This is a genomic window from Moorena sp. SIO3A2, assembly GCF_010672265.1.
Taxonomy (GTDB): Bacteria; Cyanobacteriota; Cyanobacteriia; order Cyanobacteriales; family Coleofasciculaceae; genus Moorena; species Moorena producens.
The window spans coordinates 38,809-55,706 of sequence record NZ_JAAHHC010000013.1 but is presented as its reverse complement, the minus strand read 5'-3'; the positions used below and the strand labels follow the sequence as shown (position 1 = coordinate 55,706).

The window sequence follows — 16,898 nt, the reverse complement described above, 5'->3', positions numbered from 1 at the left end:
AAAAGCCGTTGAGGTAAAGGACTGACGCCAAACTAGAGACGAAACTCTATCAGTAGTAGGGTGGGTTAATCACACACTCTACAGGTAGATCTACTGGGTAAGTCTTGGGAAACTTGATACTCTCTTGTGACACATGAAACTTAAGTACAATAGAGCTATCCTCAAAGTCTTCTGGGTTCATAGTTTATTAATTAGTTATATATAAATAACTAAAAGTGATTGAGCGATCGCGTTTTAAGGTAGAGCGCAGCGCAGGCAAACAGGCAATCCTATTACATACTCATAAGAGTCAGGACTTCCCCAGCAACCCTACCTGTAGCGGTTTTTATTAATGCATCCTACTATTTATAGGATTTGTTGACCACTTTTACCTAAGTCCTGTAGCTGTTAAAGCCTTTGATGATCAGGATTATTACAGAAGGATACTAAGGGGTTGAGCAAAGTAAAAAATAGTTATTTTTACTGATGTTTAGCGATTGGCAAAACTAAAACAAGACTGCTATACTTTCCGTAAAAGCTTGATAAAAAAAAACATGCAGCTCACAACCATGAATCTTAAATCTGCTCAAGAAGACCATATCAATTGGATCAAAACTCGGCTAGAACAAACCCAGCAAGAACTTGCTGAAGCGGAAGCAAACCTTCTTAAAGTAAAGGATTTAGTGGAGCAAAAGCGGGCAAACGTTGCCTATTTTCAGGATAAGCTTGAAGCCGAAATATCCAGCAATGATATTGATATTGTAGCGGACATAGCGAGCGCATTGCAGGAAAAAGTTGAGGTCAATGGAAATCATTTGTCTGAATCAGTTACCACTGTAAATTCAAATGGCAATGTCGGCAAAGTCACTTTTTTTGATGATGAATCAGAGCAGGAATACTTTGAAAAAAACGAACGGAAAAACCAAGAGGATGAGGAGGGTGATAAGCGCAATCCCAGAGATATGTTATATCCAGAATTTAGAGCTAAAACATTCGGGGAAGCGGTAGAGATTATCTTAGATAACTTGGCTGCTCCGGTTAACCGAAAACAGATTGCCAGCAGACTCTTTGATGCCAAATCTGATCATGAACAACTCCGTGCTACAAACTCCTTAGCTAACCAATTGCATCAAGGTGTAAAAGAAGGGAGGTGGAAGAAAGTGGGACGAGGTCTTTTTGCTTCTAATTCTTTCAAGGAGGAAGTAACTGATGAAGTTAATAACTAAAAGTAATAACTAAGAGTTTTAGGTTCAGATCTCTTTTGCCTCGAAAATCCTCTCATATCAGGAGTGATCGAAATCGAAACAGTACTTAACCCAATTAACCCATCAAAAAAGCTGATTCCCTTTTTGCTAACCTATATGATAGACGTTTGTTAACACCTGTACCTATTTCCCCATGTCTGCTAAGGATCAATTCCATGATCTAGTTAAGGATGCTCTAATCAATGACGGTTGGAGCATTACCCACGATCCTTATCGCATTGATCTGGGTTTTACCGATCTCTACATTGATTTGGGGGCAGAACGCCTGATTGCTGCTGAACGCAATAATGAAAAAATAGCTATTGAAGTTAAAAGCTTTCTATCAACTTCAAGGATTTCAGAATTCCATGGTGCAATTGGGCAGTTTATTAACTATCGTCTTGCCTTAGAAGATGAGGAGCCTGATCGAACACTTTATCTTGCGGTTCCTAACACTATTTACAGTGCTTTTTTCAGTTATCCCTTCATACAAAAGTCGATCAAGCGTAATCAGGTTCCTATTGTAGTTTATGATATTTCGCAACCAAGGATTAGTCAATGGATAAATTAGAGGTGTATCGGCAGCATATTCAGGACTTGCTGAAAAAACGTGCCAGTATTAAGTCGGCGAATCTGGCTATGGAAACCCAGCTCATTTTTGATACGGAACGGGATCATTACCAGATGGTTCATACGGGTTGGAAAGATAACATCACCCGTATTTATGGATGTTCTGTACATGTGGATATTAAAGATGGCAAGATTTGGATACAGCATGATGGGTCGGAGATTGCGATCGCAGATCAGTTAGTTGAGTTGGGCGTACCAAAGCAGGATATTGTCTTGGCCTATCAGGCACCGATTATGAGGCAGTATACCGAGTTTGCGCTGGGGTGAGCGCATCAGCTGATAGCTGATAGCTTTGCTTGACCCCAGTATCTGAGGCTTTTGATATGGTTTTCCCGTTGCCAGATAAATACATTGACCTGCTCACGGATTTCGGTTTTAAGCGCGTCTTTGGCACTGAGCCAAACAAGGCACTGTTGATCGACTTCTTGAATACTCTGTTGCCTCCCCATCATCAGATTCAGGATGTCACCTTTAAGAATCCGGAGTTCTTGGGCAACACCTTAGTAGATCGAAGAGCTATCTTTGATATTTATTGTCAGAGCGAGACCGGTGAACGCTTCATTGTGGAAATGCAGAAGGCCAAGCAAAATTTCTTTAAAGATGGACGAAGTCCCGCTTTCAGCGATCGCAGTGTCTATTATTCTACTTTCCCTATCCAAGAACAGGCTCAACAGGGATATTGGAATTATGAGCTCACCGCAGTTTATACCGTTGGCATTTTAGATTTTCTCTTTGATGACCACAAGCACGAGTCGGAACTGTTGCATGTGGTGGAGCTAAAAAATCAGCGGTGTGAAGTGTTCTACGATAAGCTCAAATTTATCTACGTTGAACTACCCAAATTTACTAAGTCTGTTGATCAACTAGAAACCCATTTTGACAAGTGGTTATTTTTACTCAAACACCTAGCCCAGTTGAATGAACCCCCTGAACCGTTGCAAGAGGATGTATTTGCCCAGCTATTTGAGGTGGCCGAGATTGCCAATTTCTCATCTGCGGAGCAATTCCGTTACCAAGATAGCCTGAAGGTCTATCGGGATATGAATAGTATTGCCGAAACCTTGATTCAGGAAGGCAGACAACAAGAAAAACAGCAGATTGCTAAACAGATGAAGGCGGCAGGGTTACCCCTGAAGGATATTGCCCAATATACGGGGTTGAGCGTTGATGAGATTGATCGGTTGTAGCTTCAAACCGCTTCATCTAATATTCGGATATGCAGAACCTCATTTTTCATTAATGGCTCAATTTGTGACTCGGAAACCACTAAAACGGCGATCGTTTCCCCGATCCCATTGAAAACTTCCAGACTATAACCATCCTCTGCGTCTTCTACTGGATGGTGATCGACAATCGTTGCAATATCCCCTTGCTGCAACTTATGCTTGGGAAAATCTTCCCCCAGGGCCACCCGTGAAAATAACTCAAATGCCATTATCTAGCCTCCTGTATGAGGATATACCACTAGACCGGTGAACTATTTAAAAGTAAGGTTTGCTGGTGCGATCGCATGATCAATACATTCGATCTAGCATATAATCTTACCAGAAAAGCTTCCTGTTTATTGTAAAAGTTCATGGCAAAGGATCGTTTCCACAATGCAGTGAGAACTGCCCTAGAAAAAGAGAACTGGGTAATTACTGCCGATCCCTATCAACTGAGTGTTGGGGAAGTCGATTTTGAAATTGATCTTGCTGAAGAGCTAATCGCTGCGGAACGAGCAGGAGAAAAAATTGCTGTGGAAATCAAAAGCTTTATTGGTCGATCCCTTGTCTCCGATTTTCATACTGCCCTTGGGCAATGCATCAATTATCAATTTGCCCTAAATGAAGTTGATTCTCAACGTAATCTTTACCTTGCTATTCCTGAAACAATTTACCAATCTTTCTTCCAGCGACGCTTTGTAAGATCAGTAATTGAGAAGACTCAAATCAACTTACTGATCTATGACCAAACTCAGGAGGTTATTCAGGAATGGCTGTAGAAGAATCTGTAGAACAATATCGTCAGTGGATTCAGGAATTACTTCTAGAACGAGCCAATCGCAAGCGCACCTTCCCGGAAATCGAAGCCCAGGCGGTTTTGGACACAGAACGAGATCATTATCTGTTGCTGCACACTGGCTGGAAGGATAACCGTCGCACCCACGGATGTAGCCTCCACTTAGATATCAAAAATGTTGACACTCCCCGCCCTGGAAGGACGGGGATTCTTGCTTGGCCGTAGGCCACGCTACGCGAACAACGAGGTGACTTGTTTAACCAGGCCGGAGCCAGGCAAAATAGAGGTCTCCTCGACCCAAGCGTATTTGGTCTATGACCTAGGTTTCGGTGTGCCCCACCGTACCTTTTTTTTATATTATAGATAGATACTTTTTTAATCTAATTTTTTTCATAGACGTTGTCTTGATGCAGTCGCTCATGGGGGAAACCCCCAAGACCGCTTAGGTGCGCTTTCCGTTGGCGAATTAAATTCGCCACGGGTCGCACCTCTGCATCGCTTAAGTCGTTAGACCAAATTACGCAATATGTATCTGATACATATTTTTTACGTTGCCTACTTATTTTTAGATAGTATTTATCTACGTTTTTAGTTTATTGCTTAGATATTCATCCTAACACGCTCTGTGAAAACTGTCAAGTTTTAGCTGAAAAAGAAAGCCGTCGAACGAAGGACGGGGCTTTAGACCCATTATTTTTGGTAAAATCTGGATTGAGCATGATGGCACCGAAATTGGAATTGCTACCCAATTGCTTGAACTCGGTGTTCCAGCTGAGGATATTGTCCTTGGCTTCCACTCCCCCAACATGCGCCAATACACAGAGTTTGCCGTTGATTAACTAGACTTCGGGCGTTGCTGAATCTTTCAATCAATAGGAGTAGAGTGGGCATCCTGCCCGCCCCAAAACATCGCCGAACAGGCAAGATGCCTATTCCACCGGTAGAGTGGGCATCCTGCCCGCCCCAAAACATCGCCGAACAGGCAAGATGCCTATTCCACCGGTAGAGTGGGCATCCTGCCCGCCCCAAAACATCGCCGAACAGGCAAGATGCCTATTCTACAGGATTTTTTTCCTGTTCCCTGTTCCCTAAAACCCAGAAGTTTGTACTTCACCAATTGAAAACCGCTATATTGATAATCATAAAGAACAATAGGAATTAAAGCCATGAGTAGCTCAAATCAAAAACACTATAAAAGAATCGGGAGTATCTATGATGATTTGTGGAGTTACTCAGAAGACTACATTAGATTTATGGGGTTAAAAATTAGTGAATATTTACGCTTGACCTCAACAGATAGTCTTGTAGATTTAGGCTGTGGCACAGGGCTTTTTACCCAAGCAATTCCTAAGGAAATACAGTTAGACAATCCAATTATATGCGTGGATCCTTCTGAAGAGATGCTATCACAAATTCCCTTAAGCCCCCAATACCAAATTAGGGCAGTAGATGCGATTACTTTTGTATCTGAAACTTCAGGTTATAATAAGGTCTATATGAAGGAAGCAATTCATCATATAGATAATAAAGAATTACTATTTAGTAGTTTGTTCCAAAGGCTAAATAGTGGAGGAATGTTTTTGCTGATACTTCTGCCTCCAACTATTGAGTATCCTTTATTCAAGGCAGCTTTAGAGCGATATGAAAGAGGGCAGCCTAACTATAACGACCTCACTAGTTTACTAGAAAAAGTCGGCTTCAACGTTTCAGTTGATTTTGTTGAATATCTTCAGTCAATTCCTAAAGAGCAATACTTGAAAATGGTAGAGAATCGCTATATGTCCTTACTTTCATTCTTTGATGATCAACAGTTAGAGGAAGGTTTAGCAGAAATCTCAGAAAAATATGCTCAACAATCTATCCTTGAATTTCCTGACCGTTTTGTTTTTATTACAGCAAGTAAGTAGTTAAGCAGTCAGCTATCAGCTATCAGCTATCAGCTATAAGTTATCAGCTATAAGTTATCAGCTATAAGTTATCAGCTATCAGCTATCAGCTATAAGTTATCAGCTATCAGCTAATGCGCTACGGATGGTGCTACTTGAGGGGCTTTTGAATCAAACAGGTCAGCATTCGAATAATGCTGAGTTATGTCACAGCGTCGAAGGCTGTGGCACAAACTAGAAGCCTGTGCCACAAAGCTGACGGCTGACGGCTGACGGCTGACGGCTGAATGCTTACGTTAAACGTTATGGATTTACCTTTACTGCCAAAGATATAGGGATTTGCAACAGGTCTAGTTACCGGCCTAAACCAGTAGTTGCGATCGCATCCGCTCTAGCATTCAATCGCTTCAGTAAGGTTGTATGGGAGAGATTGGGATCATCCTCAATAGTGACCAAACCAAAACTAATCGGGGGTGTATGACCGGGCAAATCTACCCAACGATACCAGGTATAACCAACAAAAGCGGGATGAGTCAAAGCCCTGGCTAAGGACTTAGCGCCATTACGCATCATCCGTGACCTTTCGGAAAAGCCGTCTTCTGGTTCATCGGGTAAGGCTCGTTGAGTAAACCTGGTGTGTCCCCAACTAAACTCACTGTTGAGCACTGGCAATTTTGTAGCTTGGTAGTATAGGTCTATCCGCTCATACATGTTGTAGCGATAATTGTTAGCAGATACAACATCTACCCAAGGTCTTTTGATAGCGGAAAATACTGCATCAGAAGGAGGTGCCCCAAACCTACATCCCAGGATTAAATGGTTGTGGTCATAGCGGTGAATTGCTGCTGCAGTTTCCTGAAAATAGCGTCGAGCAAATTCTGCTTGAAACCCATTCTGATCGACTAAGTAGCCTTTAGAAACAATCCCTTGTTTTGTTTTAGTCCATGCTTTAATCGTGTCTCTAGATTCAATTGGGACCTGCCAATCTTTAGCTAACTGCTCTAGACTATTACCATGGCGCTTTAACACAAAATCCCAGGCAGCACTATAGGCAGGTTTTTCTGGATTGAGGCTAAGGCAAAATTGTAGTAAGGATGCCTTGGCGAGATTGGTGAGCAACAACTCTGGGTTAACCTTTCGGTCTGGTGTTTCGGCGTGTGCCCAATTAAGTTCATTGTCAGTAAAATATCCCACTAGCAGCTTACTAGTTGCCACCGGTGCTACGATTTCCTTAGCTTTAGCATCAATCCCTTCAATCCATTTTGGATCAAACACATCGGGTAACTTGAGCTTCTTATCATCAACCCTAAGTTCGCTGTCTGGAGCAGCTTTGACGAAATTTAGTATAACCGTGTAGGGCATACCCTGATCCCACAATTGAGGTGGTGTCCATGCTCCTAGGGCATTAAAATTCCAGCTCCGCAGCCGCTCAAAGGTAGCTTCCCGAAATGCAGCCGGGTCTTGACCATATTTATTCTCGACAACCGGAACATAGGGAGCAGGATAGCCAAAGTTGACGGAGGTGACACCCCGGTAAAGGAAGGGTTTGCCATCGGGGTCAATGAACCACCAACGACCTTTGTGGGATTTGCCAACTCGGAAAAAATCCTGCTGACCTACTACGGTTTCGGTCTTGATGCGTACTTGGGCAAGAGGACTAGCAGCTTGGGAGGCAAGAAGACTATTGGGTAGGGCAGAACTCAGCAGTACGATCACTGCTGAGAGGATGAACAGAATAAATCGGGATAATACTTTCCAATGTCGCATTTCAGTTTTGTTAATGCCTGATTGAGATCCCCCGTTGGTCCCCCTTAATAAGGGTAGGGCTGTTTCATCTCATTTATAAACCCTATATACGCCAAATGATTAAAGAGGGGGTACATTTTTGCAGAGATTGCGATCGCTCTCATCAACATTGGGGTTACTAAGATAGTCTCGCACCCAATCACAACCCTTTACTATTAGTTCATTTAATCCTCCTATACGCCATAACTTGGCAGTTCCGGATATGTCAAGAGTGGCTAATAAACTGCCATCAGCACTAAGACTTATACTTTTGACTCTACTTTTTTTGACTCTACTTTGATTAACGTTACTTTGATGCCCATCTTTAAAAGCAGTCAATAATTTTCCTGACATATCCCATACATAGGTATAATCCTTTTCTTCCGTATTAGAACCATTATACTCCAAATAAGGCCGCTCGGCACTAACGACTAAGCGACCCTGGGTACTAAAACCGATACTATCAAAGCTGAGATTAGCACCCTTAAACTTAACTAATTCCTTACCAGACTCCAATTCTTTTAAAAAGATATTACCTCTCTCTACATAGTGATCCTCGAAAGCATTCTGCGCCACTAACAGCTTGCCATCGGAGCTAAAAGCGATTTCACCCAAGAATAGCTCAGATTTTTTTTCCCAGCTTTTATTGTTCAAATTCAACCGATGGAGAGTTTTATTATAGTCATCAAACTCCTCAATAACAATTAAATCTTCACCATTATTGCTAAAAATAAGCTGGGTAATTGTTTTATTAAATTTTTTAGAAGATTTATACAACTCATTGCCATTCAAATCCAATAAGCGAATCCTATTATCTTTACCAACTCCAGCCAATTGTGTACCATCAGGGCTAAAACTGATTTGCCTTATTGTTGTTTTAAGATCGGGAAATCGCTTCAACTCCTTACCCTTCAAATCCAACAGACGAATAGTGTCATCACTTCCGACAACAGCTAGTTGCTTACCATCGGGGCTGATGCTGATACTTTCTAAGTTCGGAATTAGCTCTAACTCCTCTAATGGCTTCTGATCTAGTTTCCACCAGACCAGAGTATTGTCATCACCTAAACTAGCAAGTTGTCTGCCCTTAGACGAGCTAGAAATAACCTCACGAATACCACCTTGATGCCCTTTCAGTTCAAATTCCAAGGCGTCTGACAAAGAGTCATAACTCTTATATGGCTCATCATAAACACTAATAATACCCTCACCCTCTTGCCCAATAATCAGACGACCTTCGGTATCAAAAATGATACTGCCAGCTCTCCTTATGGGTTTAAACTCATTCCAATCTTCGCTATTTAAACTACCAAAGTAAGCAATTCTTTCATCTGGTCCAAACCATCCTGCTAAGTATTCACCATTAGGACTAATAGGACTAAAAACCAGATTTCCCGATAGTATCTGATGAAAATTTTTAAACTCTGCCAACTGATTACCACTCCTGTAGTCCGACAAGCTGAGGGTATTGCCAAATTGGTTAGCTACTACTAGCTGGTTCTTGGAGTTAAAGCTAATACTATGGAAATTGACTTCTTGTTTCAATAGCTTCGGTTTATCTCCCGTTTCCCACAGGCAGATAGTACTGGAATTGCCCTTCTTCGTTACCCTTTGTAAATAGGCTAGAAGCTTCTTGCTATCAGGACTGAAACTTATCCCTCTGTCAGATACACCGAAACCAGTAGGAAATAGACCTACATCAGTATCTGTAAACCCTGAAATACAGTCTGTAAGCTGACGTGGCTCTTCCTGTTTTCCTTCTAAGTTCCAGAGGCGAAAAGTCCCTTGCTTGTCAGTTGTTGCTAATAAGCGACTATCCGGACTAACATCAAGTTCTACTTGACCCTCATGTCCTGAAAATACTTTGGGTAGTGGTGTGCCTTTGAAGTCTTGTAAGCGGACAGTACCATCCTCTGCTGTAGCAATCATTAAGGTACCATCAGGCTTAAAAAACATCTTCTTAAAACCTTGAGGCATTTCTGTGCGCTTATATTCTCTAGTTAAATAGAATACCTTTCGCAAAGTTTGTAACACTTGAGGTTGAAGCTTACTGTCTGGCTTGAATAAGGATAAGTATCCCGGCCAATCTTGAAGAGATTTTGCTGCCCGTAAACTGGCAAGCAAAGCTTCTAAATCTTGACCTGATTCTAAGTTGGCTTCGGCGGCTTGCTGAGAAGCCTGAATTTGACCGATCAGGGCATCTTTCTGACCAATTAAGGAGAATACTAAACCTGTCCCTAACCCCAGCATGACTGCGATCGCAACACCCCAATTCCGACGAGTATTAAAGTTTTTTCGCCGGACGCTACGCCGCACAAACTCAGCTTCTACTTGGTTAAGCCAGTTATGCTCAGAATTGAGTACCTTTTTCAACAAATCTAGACGTGGGTTAGTATGCCAAAGAAACCTTGCCCTCTGCTGGCTTTCCCACTCCTGTGCCGCCGGAGTCAACCGCCGTTGCAGAAGTAGGCTTTCCTCCTCCTCTTGCTTCCATCCCAGCAATCTTTGCCATCCCCGCACTAAAGCATCATGGGCTGGTTCTACATAGGGATTCCCCTCAGCATCTTGTCCTTCTACTAATAACCGTGCTGTGCTAAAACGCTTAATTACTTCCTTAACTAAATCATTTTTCTGAGGCGGATATTCCAATTCCGATAAAGGTACTTGCCTACGGGCTAACTCACCCCCACCTAGTGCCAGCATCCGCAGCATCACATGACGGATCACTTGGTCATAAGCGGGATTTTCTTGAACTAGCTTCTGATACTCCTCATCCGCCCTTTGAGTTAGCGATCGCATTACTCCCCCCAATTCCATATAATCGGCTTGAGTCAATGCCCGGTCAATAGTAATACCCCCGTATTGTGCTTGCCGTTGTCGCCTTAAATACTTGAGATACAGTTCACTCAAGGCAAAAGACAGCAGGGGTAATGCTCCCGGCATATCCGCCACTTCATCAATTAATTTGTCTACTAATTCGTGGGGTTGAAAATACATCACCCGTGCTTGAGCCGGTTTTTCTATCGCTTCCCTTAGTTCCCCTCGTGTCATGGCTGGTACAATAAATCGTCCACTTTGCCAACGATTTTTCAGCACCGTGGTTCCCAATTGATTTAGTACTTCCGGTGCCAACGTTAAGCCCGCATCTCGGATTTGGGGTTCAAAATCAGAACGTAGGCTTAATACTACTCGTAATTGCTCCCGATAGCCATGAATGGCTGCCAGTATCTGTTGAAAAAATTCCTGCCGCTCCTGCTCATCTTGACAGAGTGTAATGATTTCTTCGCTTTGGTCAATAAAGATTAATAACTTGGATTTGGGATTGTTTTTAACCCAAACCGCAATACTTTCAGTGAGAGTTTTTTGTTTGTTCCCTAACTCGACTTTTGGTAATCCGGCCTCAACCAGGGCATTATTGAGAGCTTGGAAGGGGGTTTCTCCGGGACGAATTGGTGACACTATCGACCATTTATCGGTATTTTCCTGTTTCAACTGGGGAATTAATCCGGCTTTCACCAAACTCGATTTCCCCGAACCGGAAGCACCTAAGACCACAGTTAAGGGATGAGTCTTGACAAAATCCTGTAACTTTTCTACTAGTAATGTTCTACCAAAAAATAGTTGACTGTGTTCCTCGTCAAAGGAGTTTAAACCGCGATAGGGATTTTTCGACTCATCTAATGGTGGTGCGGGGGGTAAATTAAGTTCATGCCCTGGAGACAGAAAGATATACTCGCCTTTATCGTGCTTGTTTAAACACCAAATACCAGGGGTTTGCCGCAGACGGCATTTTTCTGTGGGAATTTCGACTCGATCCCGTAAATATAAATATAATTTTGTGGCTGTAATTACCCCATCTCCAGCCGGTTTGCCATTCGTGGCAGGAGGATAGATATCTCCTGCACCTTCTAGGGCTTCTAATAATGCACTAGCAAAAGGGGAATGATTGCCGATTTGACCGCGTTCGCTATCTAAATTAAAGTTATCTAAAGCCTTTTGATCCGAAGCTGAGGACGTAATGATTTGCCATGCCGGGTCAGTAATAAAACGGTCATAACGCTCTTGGTGAATGACTTCTGGCGATGTGAGTAAATCCCTGGTATTCGACCATTTAAAAGCACCAGCAAAACAGCAGTCTAGGATACCCAAGAAATGACGACAGGGTAATTGATGGAAAGCATCATGTAACTTGGTCATGGGCAGATAACTATTAGTATCCCCCAGTTTGGCATCTTGAGGAATTAGGTAACCAGCCGGGCCATCATCCCCATTGAGAGCTACTCCATGACCAGCAAAGTAAAATAATAAGCGGTCATTTTCAGTGACTTGTTCGGGTAGGGTTTGGTCTAAAAATTTGTTGAAGTTAGAGAGAGTGGCTACTTCGTCTAAGCATTCCCAGACTTCATAGCCATGCTTCTCGTGGAGAATTTCTATTAGTTTTTTGGCATCGTTTACGGCGGTGTTCAGGGGGGAAATGCCGTTTTGGTAGTTGTTGATGCCGATGATCAAGGCGAGATTGCGGGAAAACATACATATACCGTGGGATTTTATTAAGTACAGAATTATGGTTTTTTATGGAACAGGAATTATTAAGGGAGCAGGGAATATAGCAGTTGGCATTCAAACTATTTTTGGCGAGAATGAAACAGCCCTGCCTCCTGGCAGGGGTTAGGGGTGGCTACCCATCTATGTTTTTGCCAGAATGAAACAGCCCTGCCCTTAATAAGGGGGACTTTTGAATCTAATTCCACCCTTTGTTAAGGAAACCGACACCCTGTAAAATACTTTCGTATGTATAACTATCAGCTTACTATGTCTACCGAAAGTAATTCCCAGACTCAAACCACTACAGGTGCTGATGCGGTTGATGACGCGATCGCAAAGGGAATTGATTTAGATGGCTCCCCAATACCGAAAGCTAAGTTAGACCTTTACAACCAAGTCATGGGGTTGGAAGCTCAACGGCAACGGAGCGGTGTCAGCAATACCATGAGATCAAGAATTGTGCGGATTGGAGCGAAGCATATCTCTCAAGCAGAACTCAATCAAATGCTGCTCGATGCTGATTTTATCCCTCTTAAAGACAAAGAGATTGCTTTTTACTACGGGGGTAAGTAGGGAGTAGGGAATCGGGAATCGGGAATCGGGAGTCGGGAGTCGGGAGTCGGGATGCAGCGCTATTGCCTATTGCTAGCATGCCTATTGCCTATTGCCTTCAAAGGATATGCAATGTCGGTCAAACGTTGCTGAGAATTGCTATAAATATCAATAGGGTTGGCGAATTGTTACAGCTCTGAGCTAATTCACCAACCCTATTGTAAGTAACTTTAAACGTAAGTATTAAGCTATCAGCCCTTCCCTTAGGGGTCGAACAGGCTTCTAGCCTGTAAGGTAGCCATTAGCTGATCGCTGATCGCTTACCAGCCAACACCCTAAACTAAGTTAATACTTACCTGTTCCAAAACTGTAGAAATTGTTTGAATCAAAACTTGGGAATTCTCTGCCACAGTTGCAGTTATTTCCCTGGTCATGGGTAAGCTATCTACTACGATACCGGTACACAATAACATCATATAGAGAATTGAGTACTTAAACATAGACCGGGCAAGTTGATTGTCTTTAGGTTCCTTAAGCAGCAACCATGCTTTTTTGATAAAAATACTGCCCAAAAGAATAGCAACTATGCCATAAACCACTCCCGATTCTCCTAAAGGATAGATCAACAATAGGGAAGTGGGGACGACTAATAAGGTGTAATACCAGATTTGACGAACAGTAACCTCTTCACCGGCTACTACCGGTAACATGGGTATCCCAACTTTGGCGTAATCCTCGTGAATCATTAAGGCTAAAGCCCAGAAGTGAGGCGGTGTCCACAAGAACACGATGATAAAGAGTAACCAAGGGGCCCAACTCAATTCTCCTGTCACCGCAGCCCAACCCACTAGCGCTGGAATTGCTCCTGCTGCACCACCAATGACGATGTTTTGGGCAGTGTGGCGCTTGAGGATATGAGTGTATATGAGCATATAGAAGATAATGCCAGATAGCGCTAGCAAGGCACTAAGGAGGTTAGCGAAGACTGTTAGCAGGGTGAACGACAGGATTGCTAATGCGATCGCAAACAGCAAGGCATCACGAGGCTGCACTTTCCCAGAGGGAATGGGACGGTGGCGAGTGCGCAACATTTCATAGTCGATATCACGGTCATAGATGCAGTTAAGTACTTGGGCAGATGCTGCGGCCAAAGTCCCACCGACCAGGGTAACTAGCAATAAGATGGGATCGACTTGTCCATCGGATGCCAACCACATCCCCGCTGCTGTCGTAATTAATAGTAGTGGAATGATTCGAGGTTTTGTTAGTTGATAGTAACTTTGAATAACCTCTCTTAAGTTTTCATGTTGACGGGTTAAACTAGTCCCAAGCATTCAATTCACCGACAATTGTTAGCAAGGGGAGAGCTGGAAGCCCCTGTCGATTCACGCATGGGGAGGAAAGCTCTCCCCTTACATGACAGCAGCGCGACAGCGCATCCTTAGAATACGTAGGCATAGCCATCCCTCCCGTGTATAGTGCTGCAATACTTGTGATTGATTCCAGTGACTCTGCCAGATTTAGTCTGGATGTCGAAGCTACCGGACTTCCGACAGAGAACCCGACCTAAATGGGTTCCCGCTTTCTTGCCTTTGGGTACAACCGCCCTGACGATATCCCCACTTCTGAAACCGAAATGAACTTGCTGACGAGTACGGTGGCGGTATGGGAAGCCATACTTATCAACACCAGCCATCTGTCGGTTTCCATGTCCTGATGCTGTGATGGTTAAACATTGCTTAGTCTCAAGGGTGAGATGGACAACAACTCCTACACAGGCAGCATCAAGCCAGTGAGTTTTAGGAAGATCTAATCGGCAACGGTTATACTTAGTTTGTCCACCTGTCCCAAACTCAATAGGTAAGCCTGTAGCAATCAACTCCTCAGCAATCTTGTTCCGAGTTGAGTTGACCGCTGCCGCATCCAATAACGGTTGCTTAACTTGGCTGAGAATTCGATTGAGTAGGTCAGACTTACCAGAGAGGAAGTCTGTTATATTTCGGTTTCCTTTCGCCTGGTTACAGTCATGGCAAGCAACGGTCAGGTTAGATACTCGGTCAGATCCCCCTTTGGATTTGGGGTGAATATGATCGACTTCCAAACGGGTGTCTGTGGCTTTGCAGTATGCACATTGCCGATTCCATTTCTCTAACAGGTACTCTCGAACTTCATACCCCTGTAGTTCACCCTGCTGGTAGTCAACACCTGAAACTTCAGGGTTGATCATTTTCTGCATGTCAAATCTAACTCGCTCTAATGAGATTCCTGTAACGGGAACAAACTTGGTTAATCGTCTAACCCAGGTCATCGTAGTCAGAACCCGATGGAGCATCGATGGAGCAAGCCAACCTTCTGGACGAGTACGGTTTAAGAATCTAGGTTGACGATACCGGGTTTTACGGTTTCGCCTTCCTCTCCTCAATTTTCGTCTGTCCTCAAGATCAGCCTTAATTTGCTGCCCTCGGTGATAGAGTTCTGCTCCCCATAGAACCTTGTCATCTTGCACCAGAGCAAGCCCAGTTACTTTTGAGCCTGGGTCGATTTTGAGTTGGACTGGTTTGGGGGCATCATCAACTGCTTTGTTGAGGATAATGGTGAATGGATACTGCTTAAATACCGCTGCCTTGCCTGCTTTAAGTAGGCTACGAGCCATCCCAGGTTTGCAAGGGTTGAGCGGTTTTCGGTTGGTATCTAAAACTAGAACGTAGTTTGTAGACATGGTTTCGTCTCTTCTACTTGCGTGTTACTTTTGCCTCGACAAGGTTAGATAGGTTTGTCCTGTTTCAGACACTTCCTTAATCCCTCTACAGATGTTTAATCTGAAACCTCAGAGCCTAGAGCTGGCAAGCACCCTAGGGTGCGATAGCCTATCTAACGTAGCCAGTCGAACTGGCTTAGTCTGGTCAACTACAGGATCTCTTGCCCGTCGATTGATCGGTGGGTTGGAATCCCAGTCGGGATTGTTGACCAATTCCTTCGCTAAAAAGTCTCAAGTATGAAGGATATTTGCCCTTAGGTTTCCCGTAGGATAGACCAATAAAACACTTAATCCTTCATACTTAATCCTTCATATTTCATTCCTTCTCGCTTTGCTTCTACTGACTTTGACACTCCACACTTGTTCGGTCACGTAAGGCGAAGACTGTAAACCCTACCAGTACTCCTAATAATGCTGCTCCCACTGCTTGATGGCAGATAGTTAGTAGTTCCACTTGTAGCCTTAACCGGAAGGTAGCAACACCGAGGAGTATCTGTAAAACTACCAAGCTAGCAGCGAGATTAGCTAACTTTCGCAGTACTGGATGTAGGGCTGGTGTCCGGGATGCTATCACCACGACGGCGACAGTTGCTACGGTCGCTGGCACCACACCAGCAATATGGCTATTCATCACGGTACACAGCTGAGATCCGCCAAAACACTGATGCACTGCCCAGCGGGAAGCGACTAGTCCACCTAATAGACTTTGTAGATAAACAAAAATCACTGCGCTTAAGCTCAGCCAAGGTAACTTCCCAACAGAACCTGTTCCTTGATAGGGGGTCAGCAGTGTACCAATCACGATTAGAGTTGAGAAAAATAGCAGTGCTGTTCCTAGATGAGCAGTGACGATATCAAACCGGAGCAGTTCTGTAACCGTCAGTCCGCCGAGGACTCCTTGGAAAATAATTAGCCCTAGAGCAAATGTGGATATCCAGGGCAGCCAGTTCGGTAAATCCCGCCGATGCCACCAAGATAAGCTAGCGAGAGCGATCGCACTAATACCAATCAAGGAAGCATCAAGGCGGTGAAACCACTCTAAAAATACTTGCAAATTCATCTGCTGGCTTGGCACGAGCTGACCATAGCATAAGGGCCAGTCTGGGCAAGCCAGACCAGCATTCATCACCCTGGTGGCACTGCCTACTGCCATCAACAGTAGGGTAGCGATCGCAATTTTCCACACCAAGCTCCGAATCCTTGCCTGGGGCTGGCTAAGGTTGTTGGAGGTTACATCATTCTGATTCTGATCAAGAGCCGATTGAGCTATAGCCATCTGCAATAGGAAAATGCAAACTAAGTTAATCAAATCCTGAGTAGTGGCTCATTTTCGTTGGTAGAAGATTGCCAATCTCAAAGATCATCTCTATTCCTATACCACTGTAACCAGCCTTTTCCTTAATTTCTGAAGCTTTAGAGATTTTTCAGATTGCCATTCCCCTGCCCTAAAGGGTCACAGTTACTTAGACTCAATGATTTACTATTGATTTACTTTTTTATATTTTTTTTAGCTATGTT

At 43.6% G+C, this 16,898-nt stretch carries 17 protein-coding genes and 1 pseudogene; 10 read left to right on the top strand and 8 right to left on the bottom strand.

Annotated features, from left to right (window positions below; genetic code table 11):
• Positions 1-49: 49 nt before the first annotated feature.
• Complete coding sequence (locus tag F6K64_RS16645) at positions 50-181, bottom strand: hypothetical protein (protein WP_008186906.1); 132 nt, start codon at positions 179-181, stop codon at positions 50-52.
• A 295-nt stretch (positions 182-476) separates the two neighbouring features.
• Here F6K64_RS16645 and F6K64_RS16640 point away from each other — a divergent pair, with 295 nt between their 5' ends.
• The 4 genes from F6K64_RS16640 to F6K64_RS16625 all read left to right on the top strand — a co-directional run bounded on the left by F6K64_RS16640 (position 477) and on the right by F6K64_RS16625 (position 3,040).
• On the top strand, positions 477-1,205 hold the full coding sequence (locus F6K64_RS16640) for a hypothetical protein (protein ID WP_287265857.1): 729 nt from the start codon (positions 477-479) through the stop codon (positions 1,203-1,205).
• Positions 1,206-1,377: 172 nt separating this feature from the next.
• Positions 1,378-1,794 carry an element excision factor XisH family protein gene (locus tag F6K64_RS16635; RefSeq protein ID WP_008186901.1) on the top strand — a complete coding sequence of 139 codons (417 nt, stop codon included), beginning with the start codon at positions 1,378-1,380 and terminating at the stop codon, positions 1,792-1,794.
• On the top strand, positions 1,782-2,120 hold the full coding sequence (locus F6K64_RS16630) for a XisI protein (RefSeq protein ID WP_287265856.1): 339 nt from the start codon (positions 1,782-1,784) through the stop codon (positions 2,118-2,120). The genes F6K64_RS16635 and F6K64_RS16630 overlap by 13 nt, the downstream gene beginning before the upstream one ends.
• A 56-nt stretch (positions 2,121-2,176) precedes the next feature.
• Positions 2,177-3,040, top strand: a complete 864-nt coding sequence (locus F6K64_RS16625; RefSeq protein ID WP_044493997.1) for an Rpn family recombination-promoting nuclease/putative transposase — start codon at positions 2,177-2,179, stop codon at positions 3,038-3,040.
• Between the two features lie 2 nt (positions 3,041-3,042).
• On the opposite strand, the gene F6K64_RS16620 is transcribed toward F6K64_RS16625, so the two are convergent.
• Positions 3,043-3,288 (bottom strand): DUF4926 domain-containing protein, encoded by a 246-nt coding sequence (locus tag F6K64_RS16620; RefSeq protein ID WP_008186894.1) that lies wholly within the window; start codon positions 3,286-3,288, stop codon positions 3,043-3,045.
• Positions 3,289-3,429: 141 nt separating this feature from the next.
• Between F6K64_RS16620 and F6K64_RS16615 the strand changes: the two genes are divergently transcribed.
• The 3 genes and pseudogenes from F6K64_RS16615 to F6K64_RS16605 all read left to right on the top strand — a co-directional run.
• On the top strand, positions 3,430-3,837 hold the full coding sequence (locus F6K64_RS16615; protein WP_008186893.1) for a XisH family protein: 408 nt from the start codon (positions 3,430-3,432) through the stop codon (positions 3,835-3,837).
• The gene (locus F6K64_RS16610) at positions 3,828-4,079 is read left to right on the top strand and encodes an element excision factor XisI family protein (RefSeq protein ID WP_083374009.1); all 252 of its coding nucleotides are present in this window, start codon (positions 3,828-3,830) and stop codon (positions 4,077-4,079) included. The genes F6K64_RS16615 and F6K64_RS16610 overlap by 10 nt, the downstream gene beginning before the upstream one ends.
• Positions 4,080-4,552: 473 nt before the next feature.
• A pseudogene (locus F6K64_RS16605) lies at positions 4,553-4,693 on the top strand (element excision factor XisI family protein); the annotation flags it as partial.
• Positions 4,694-4,845: 152 nt separating this feature from the next.
• On the opposite strand, the gene F6K64_RS16600 reads toward F6K64_RS16605, so the two are convergent.
• On the bottom strand, positions 4,846-5,022 hold the full coding sequence (locus F6K64_RS16600; protein ID WP_287265854.1) for a hypothetical protein: 177 nt from the start codon (positions 5,020-5,022) through the stop codon (positions 4,846-4,848).
• Here F6K64_RS16600 and F6K64_RS16595 point away from each other — a divergent pair.
• Complete coding sequence (locus F6K64_RS16595; protein WP_287265853.1) at positions 5,021-5,761, top strand: class I SAM-dependent methyltransferase; 741 nt, start codon at positions 5,021-5,023, stop codon at positions 5,759-5,761. The two genes, F6K64_RS16600 and F6K64_RS16595, sit on opposite strands and share 2 nt — an antisense overlap.
• A gap of 333 nt (positions 5,762-6,094) precedes the next feature.
• Here F6K64_RS16595 and F6K64_RS16590 read toward each other — a convergent pair whose 3' ends face one another.
• Both F6K64_RS16590 and F6K64_RS16585 read right to left on the bottom strand, forming a co-directional pair.
• The gene (locus tag F6K64_RS16590) at positions 6,095-7,507 is read right to left on the bottom strand and encodes a hypothetical protein (protein ID WP_287253442.1); all 1,413 of its coding nucleotides are present in this window, start codon (positions 7,505-7,507) and stop codon (positions 6,095-6,097) included.
• A gap of 99 nt (positions 7,508-7,606) precedes the next feature.
• Complete coding sequence (locus F6K64_RS16585; protein WP_287265852.1) at positions 7,607-12,055, bottom strand: nSTAND1 domain-containing NTPase; 4,449 nt, start codon at positions 12,053-12,055, stop codon at positions 7,607-7,609.
• A 282-nt stretch (positions 12,056-12,337) separates the two neighbouring features.
• Between F6K64_RS16585 and F6K64_RS16580 the strand changes: the two genes are divergently transcribed.
• Positions 12,338-12,643 carry a small RNA NsiR4-regulated ssr1528 family protein gene (locus F6K64_RS16580; protein WP_287265851.1) on the top strand — a complete coding sequence of 102 codons (306 nt, stop codon included), beginning with the start codon at positions 12,338-12,340 and terminating at the stop codon, positions 12,641-12,643.
• A 314-nt stretch (positions 12,644-12,957) separates the two neighbouring features.
• Here the strand turns inward: F6K64_RS16580 and F6K64_RS16575 are convergent, their stop codons facing one another.
• The gene (locus F6K64_RS16575; RefSeq protein ID WP_287265849.1) at positions 12,958-13,956 is read right to left on the bottom strand and encodes a heme o synthase; all 999 of its coding nucleotides are present in this window, start codon (positions 13,954-13,956) and stop codon (positions 12,958-12,960) included.
• A 107-nt stretch (positions 13,957-14,063) separates the two neighbouring features.
• Positions 14,064-15,341 (bottom strand): RNA-guided endonuclease IscB, encoded by a 1,278-nt coding sequence (gene iscB / locus F6K64_RS16570; RefSeq protein WP_287265848.1) that lies wholly within the window; start codon positions 15,339-15,341, stop codon positions 14,064-14,066.
• A 91-nt stretch (positions 15,342-15,432) separates the two neighbouring features.
• Here iscB and F6K64_RS16565 point away from each other — a divergent pair, with 91 nt between their 5' ends.
• A complete protein-coding gene (locus F6K64_RS16565) occupies positions 15,433-15,621 on the top strand; it encodes a hypothetical protein (RefSeq protein ID WP_008186866.1) in 189 nt (62 codons plus the stop codon).
• A gap of 96 nt (positions 15,622-15,717) precedes the next feature.
• Here the strand turns inward: F6K64_RS16565 and F6K64_RS16560 are convergent, their stop codons facing one another.
• The gene (locus F6K64_RS16560) at positions 15,718-16,656 is read right to left on the bottom strand and encodes a COX15/CtaA family protein (RefSeq protein WP_287265846.1); all 939 of its coding nucleotides are present in this window, start codon (positions 16,654-16,656) and stop codon (positions 15,718-15,720) included.
• Positions 16,657-16,898 lie beyond the last annotated feature (242 nt).

What these genes read in the sequence shown, in the direction of transcription:
- F6K64_RS16595 (WP_287265853.1), top strand. Translation starts at nt 5,021, where the DNA reads ATGAGTAGCTCAAATCAAAAACACTATAAAAGAATCGGGAGTATCTAT.
- F6K64_RS16590 (WP_287253442.1), bottom strand. Translation starts at nt 7,507, where the DNA reads ATGCGACATTGGAAAGTATTATCCCGATTTATTCTGTTCATCCTCTCA.
- F6K64_RS16645 (WP_008186906.1), bottom strand. Translation starts at nt 181, where the DNA reads ATGAACCCAGAAGACTTTGAGGATAGCTCTATTGTACTTAAGTTTCAT.
- F6K64_RS16560 (WP_287265846.1), bottom strand. Translation starts at nt 16,656, where the DNA reads ATGGCTATAGCTCAATCGGCTCTTGATCAGAATCAGAATGATGTAACC.
- F6K64_RS16585 (WP_287265852.1), bottom strand. Translation starts at nt 12,055, where the DNA reads ATGTTTTCCCGCAATCTCGCCTTGATCATCGGCATCAACAACTACCAA.
- F6K64_RS16580 (WP_287265851.1), top strand. Translation starts at nt 12,338, where the DNA reads ATGTCTACCGAAAGTAATTCCCAGACTCAAACCACTACAGGTGCTGAT.
- F6K64_RS16630 (WP_287265856.1), top strand. Translation starts at nt 1,782, where the DNA reads ATGGATAAATTAGAGGTGTATCGGCAGCATATTCAGGACTTGCTGAAA.
- F6K64_RS16600 (WP_287265854.1), bottom strand. Translation starts at nt 5,022, where the DNA reads ATGGCTTTAATTCCTATTGTTCTTTATGATTATCAATATAGCGGTTTT.
- F6K64_RS16635 (WP_008186901.1), top strand. Translation starts at nt 1,378, where the DNA reads ATGTCTGCTAAGGATCAATTCCATGATCTAGTTAAGGATGCTCTAATC.
- F6K64_RS16575 (WP_287265849.1), bottom strand. Translation starts at nt 13,956, where the DNA reads ATGCTTGGGACTAGTTTAACCCGTCAACATGAAAACTTAAGAGAGGTT.
- F6K64_RS16615 (WP_008186893.1), top strand. Translation starts at nt 3,430, where the DNA reads ATGGCAAAGGATCGTTTCCACAATGCAGTGAGAACTGCCCTAGAAAAA.
- F6K64_RS16620 (WP_008186894.1), bottom strand. Translation starts at nt 3,288, where the DNA reads ATGGCATTTGAGTTATTTTCACGGGTGGCCCTGGGGGAAGATTTTCCC.
- F6K64_RS16610 (WP_083374009.1), top strand. Translation starts at nt 3,828, where the DNA reads ATGGCTGTAGAAGAATCTGTAGAACAATATCGTCAGTGGATTCAGGAA.
- iscB (WP_287265848.1), bottom strand. Translation starts at nt 15,341, where the DNA reads ATGTCTACAAACTACGTTCTAGTTTTAGATACCAACCGAAAACCGCTC.
- F6K64_RS16625 (WP_044493997.1), top strand. Translation starts at nt 2,177, where the DNA reads ATGGTTTTCCCGTTGCCAGATAAATACATTGACCTGCTCACGGATTTC.
- F6K64_RS16565 (WP_008186866.1), top strand. Translation starts at nt 15,433, where the DNA reads ATGTTTAATCTGAAACCTCAGAGCCTAGAGCTGGCAAGCACCCTAGGG.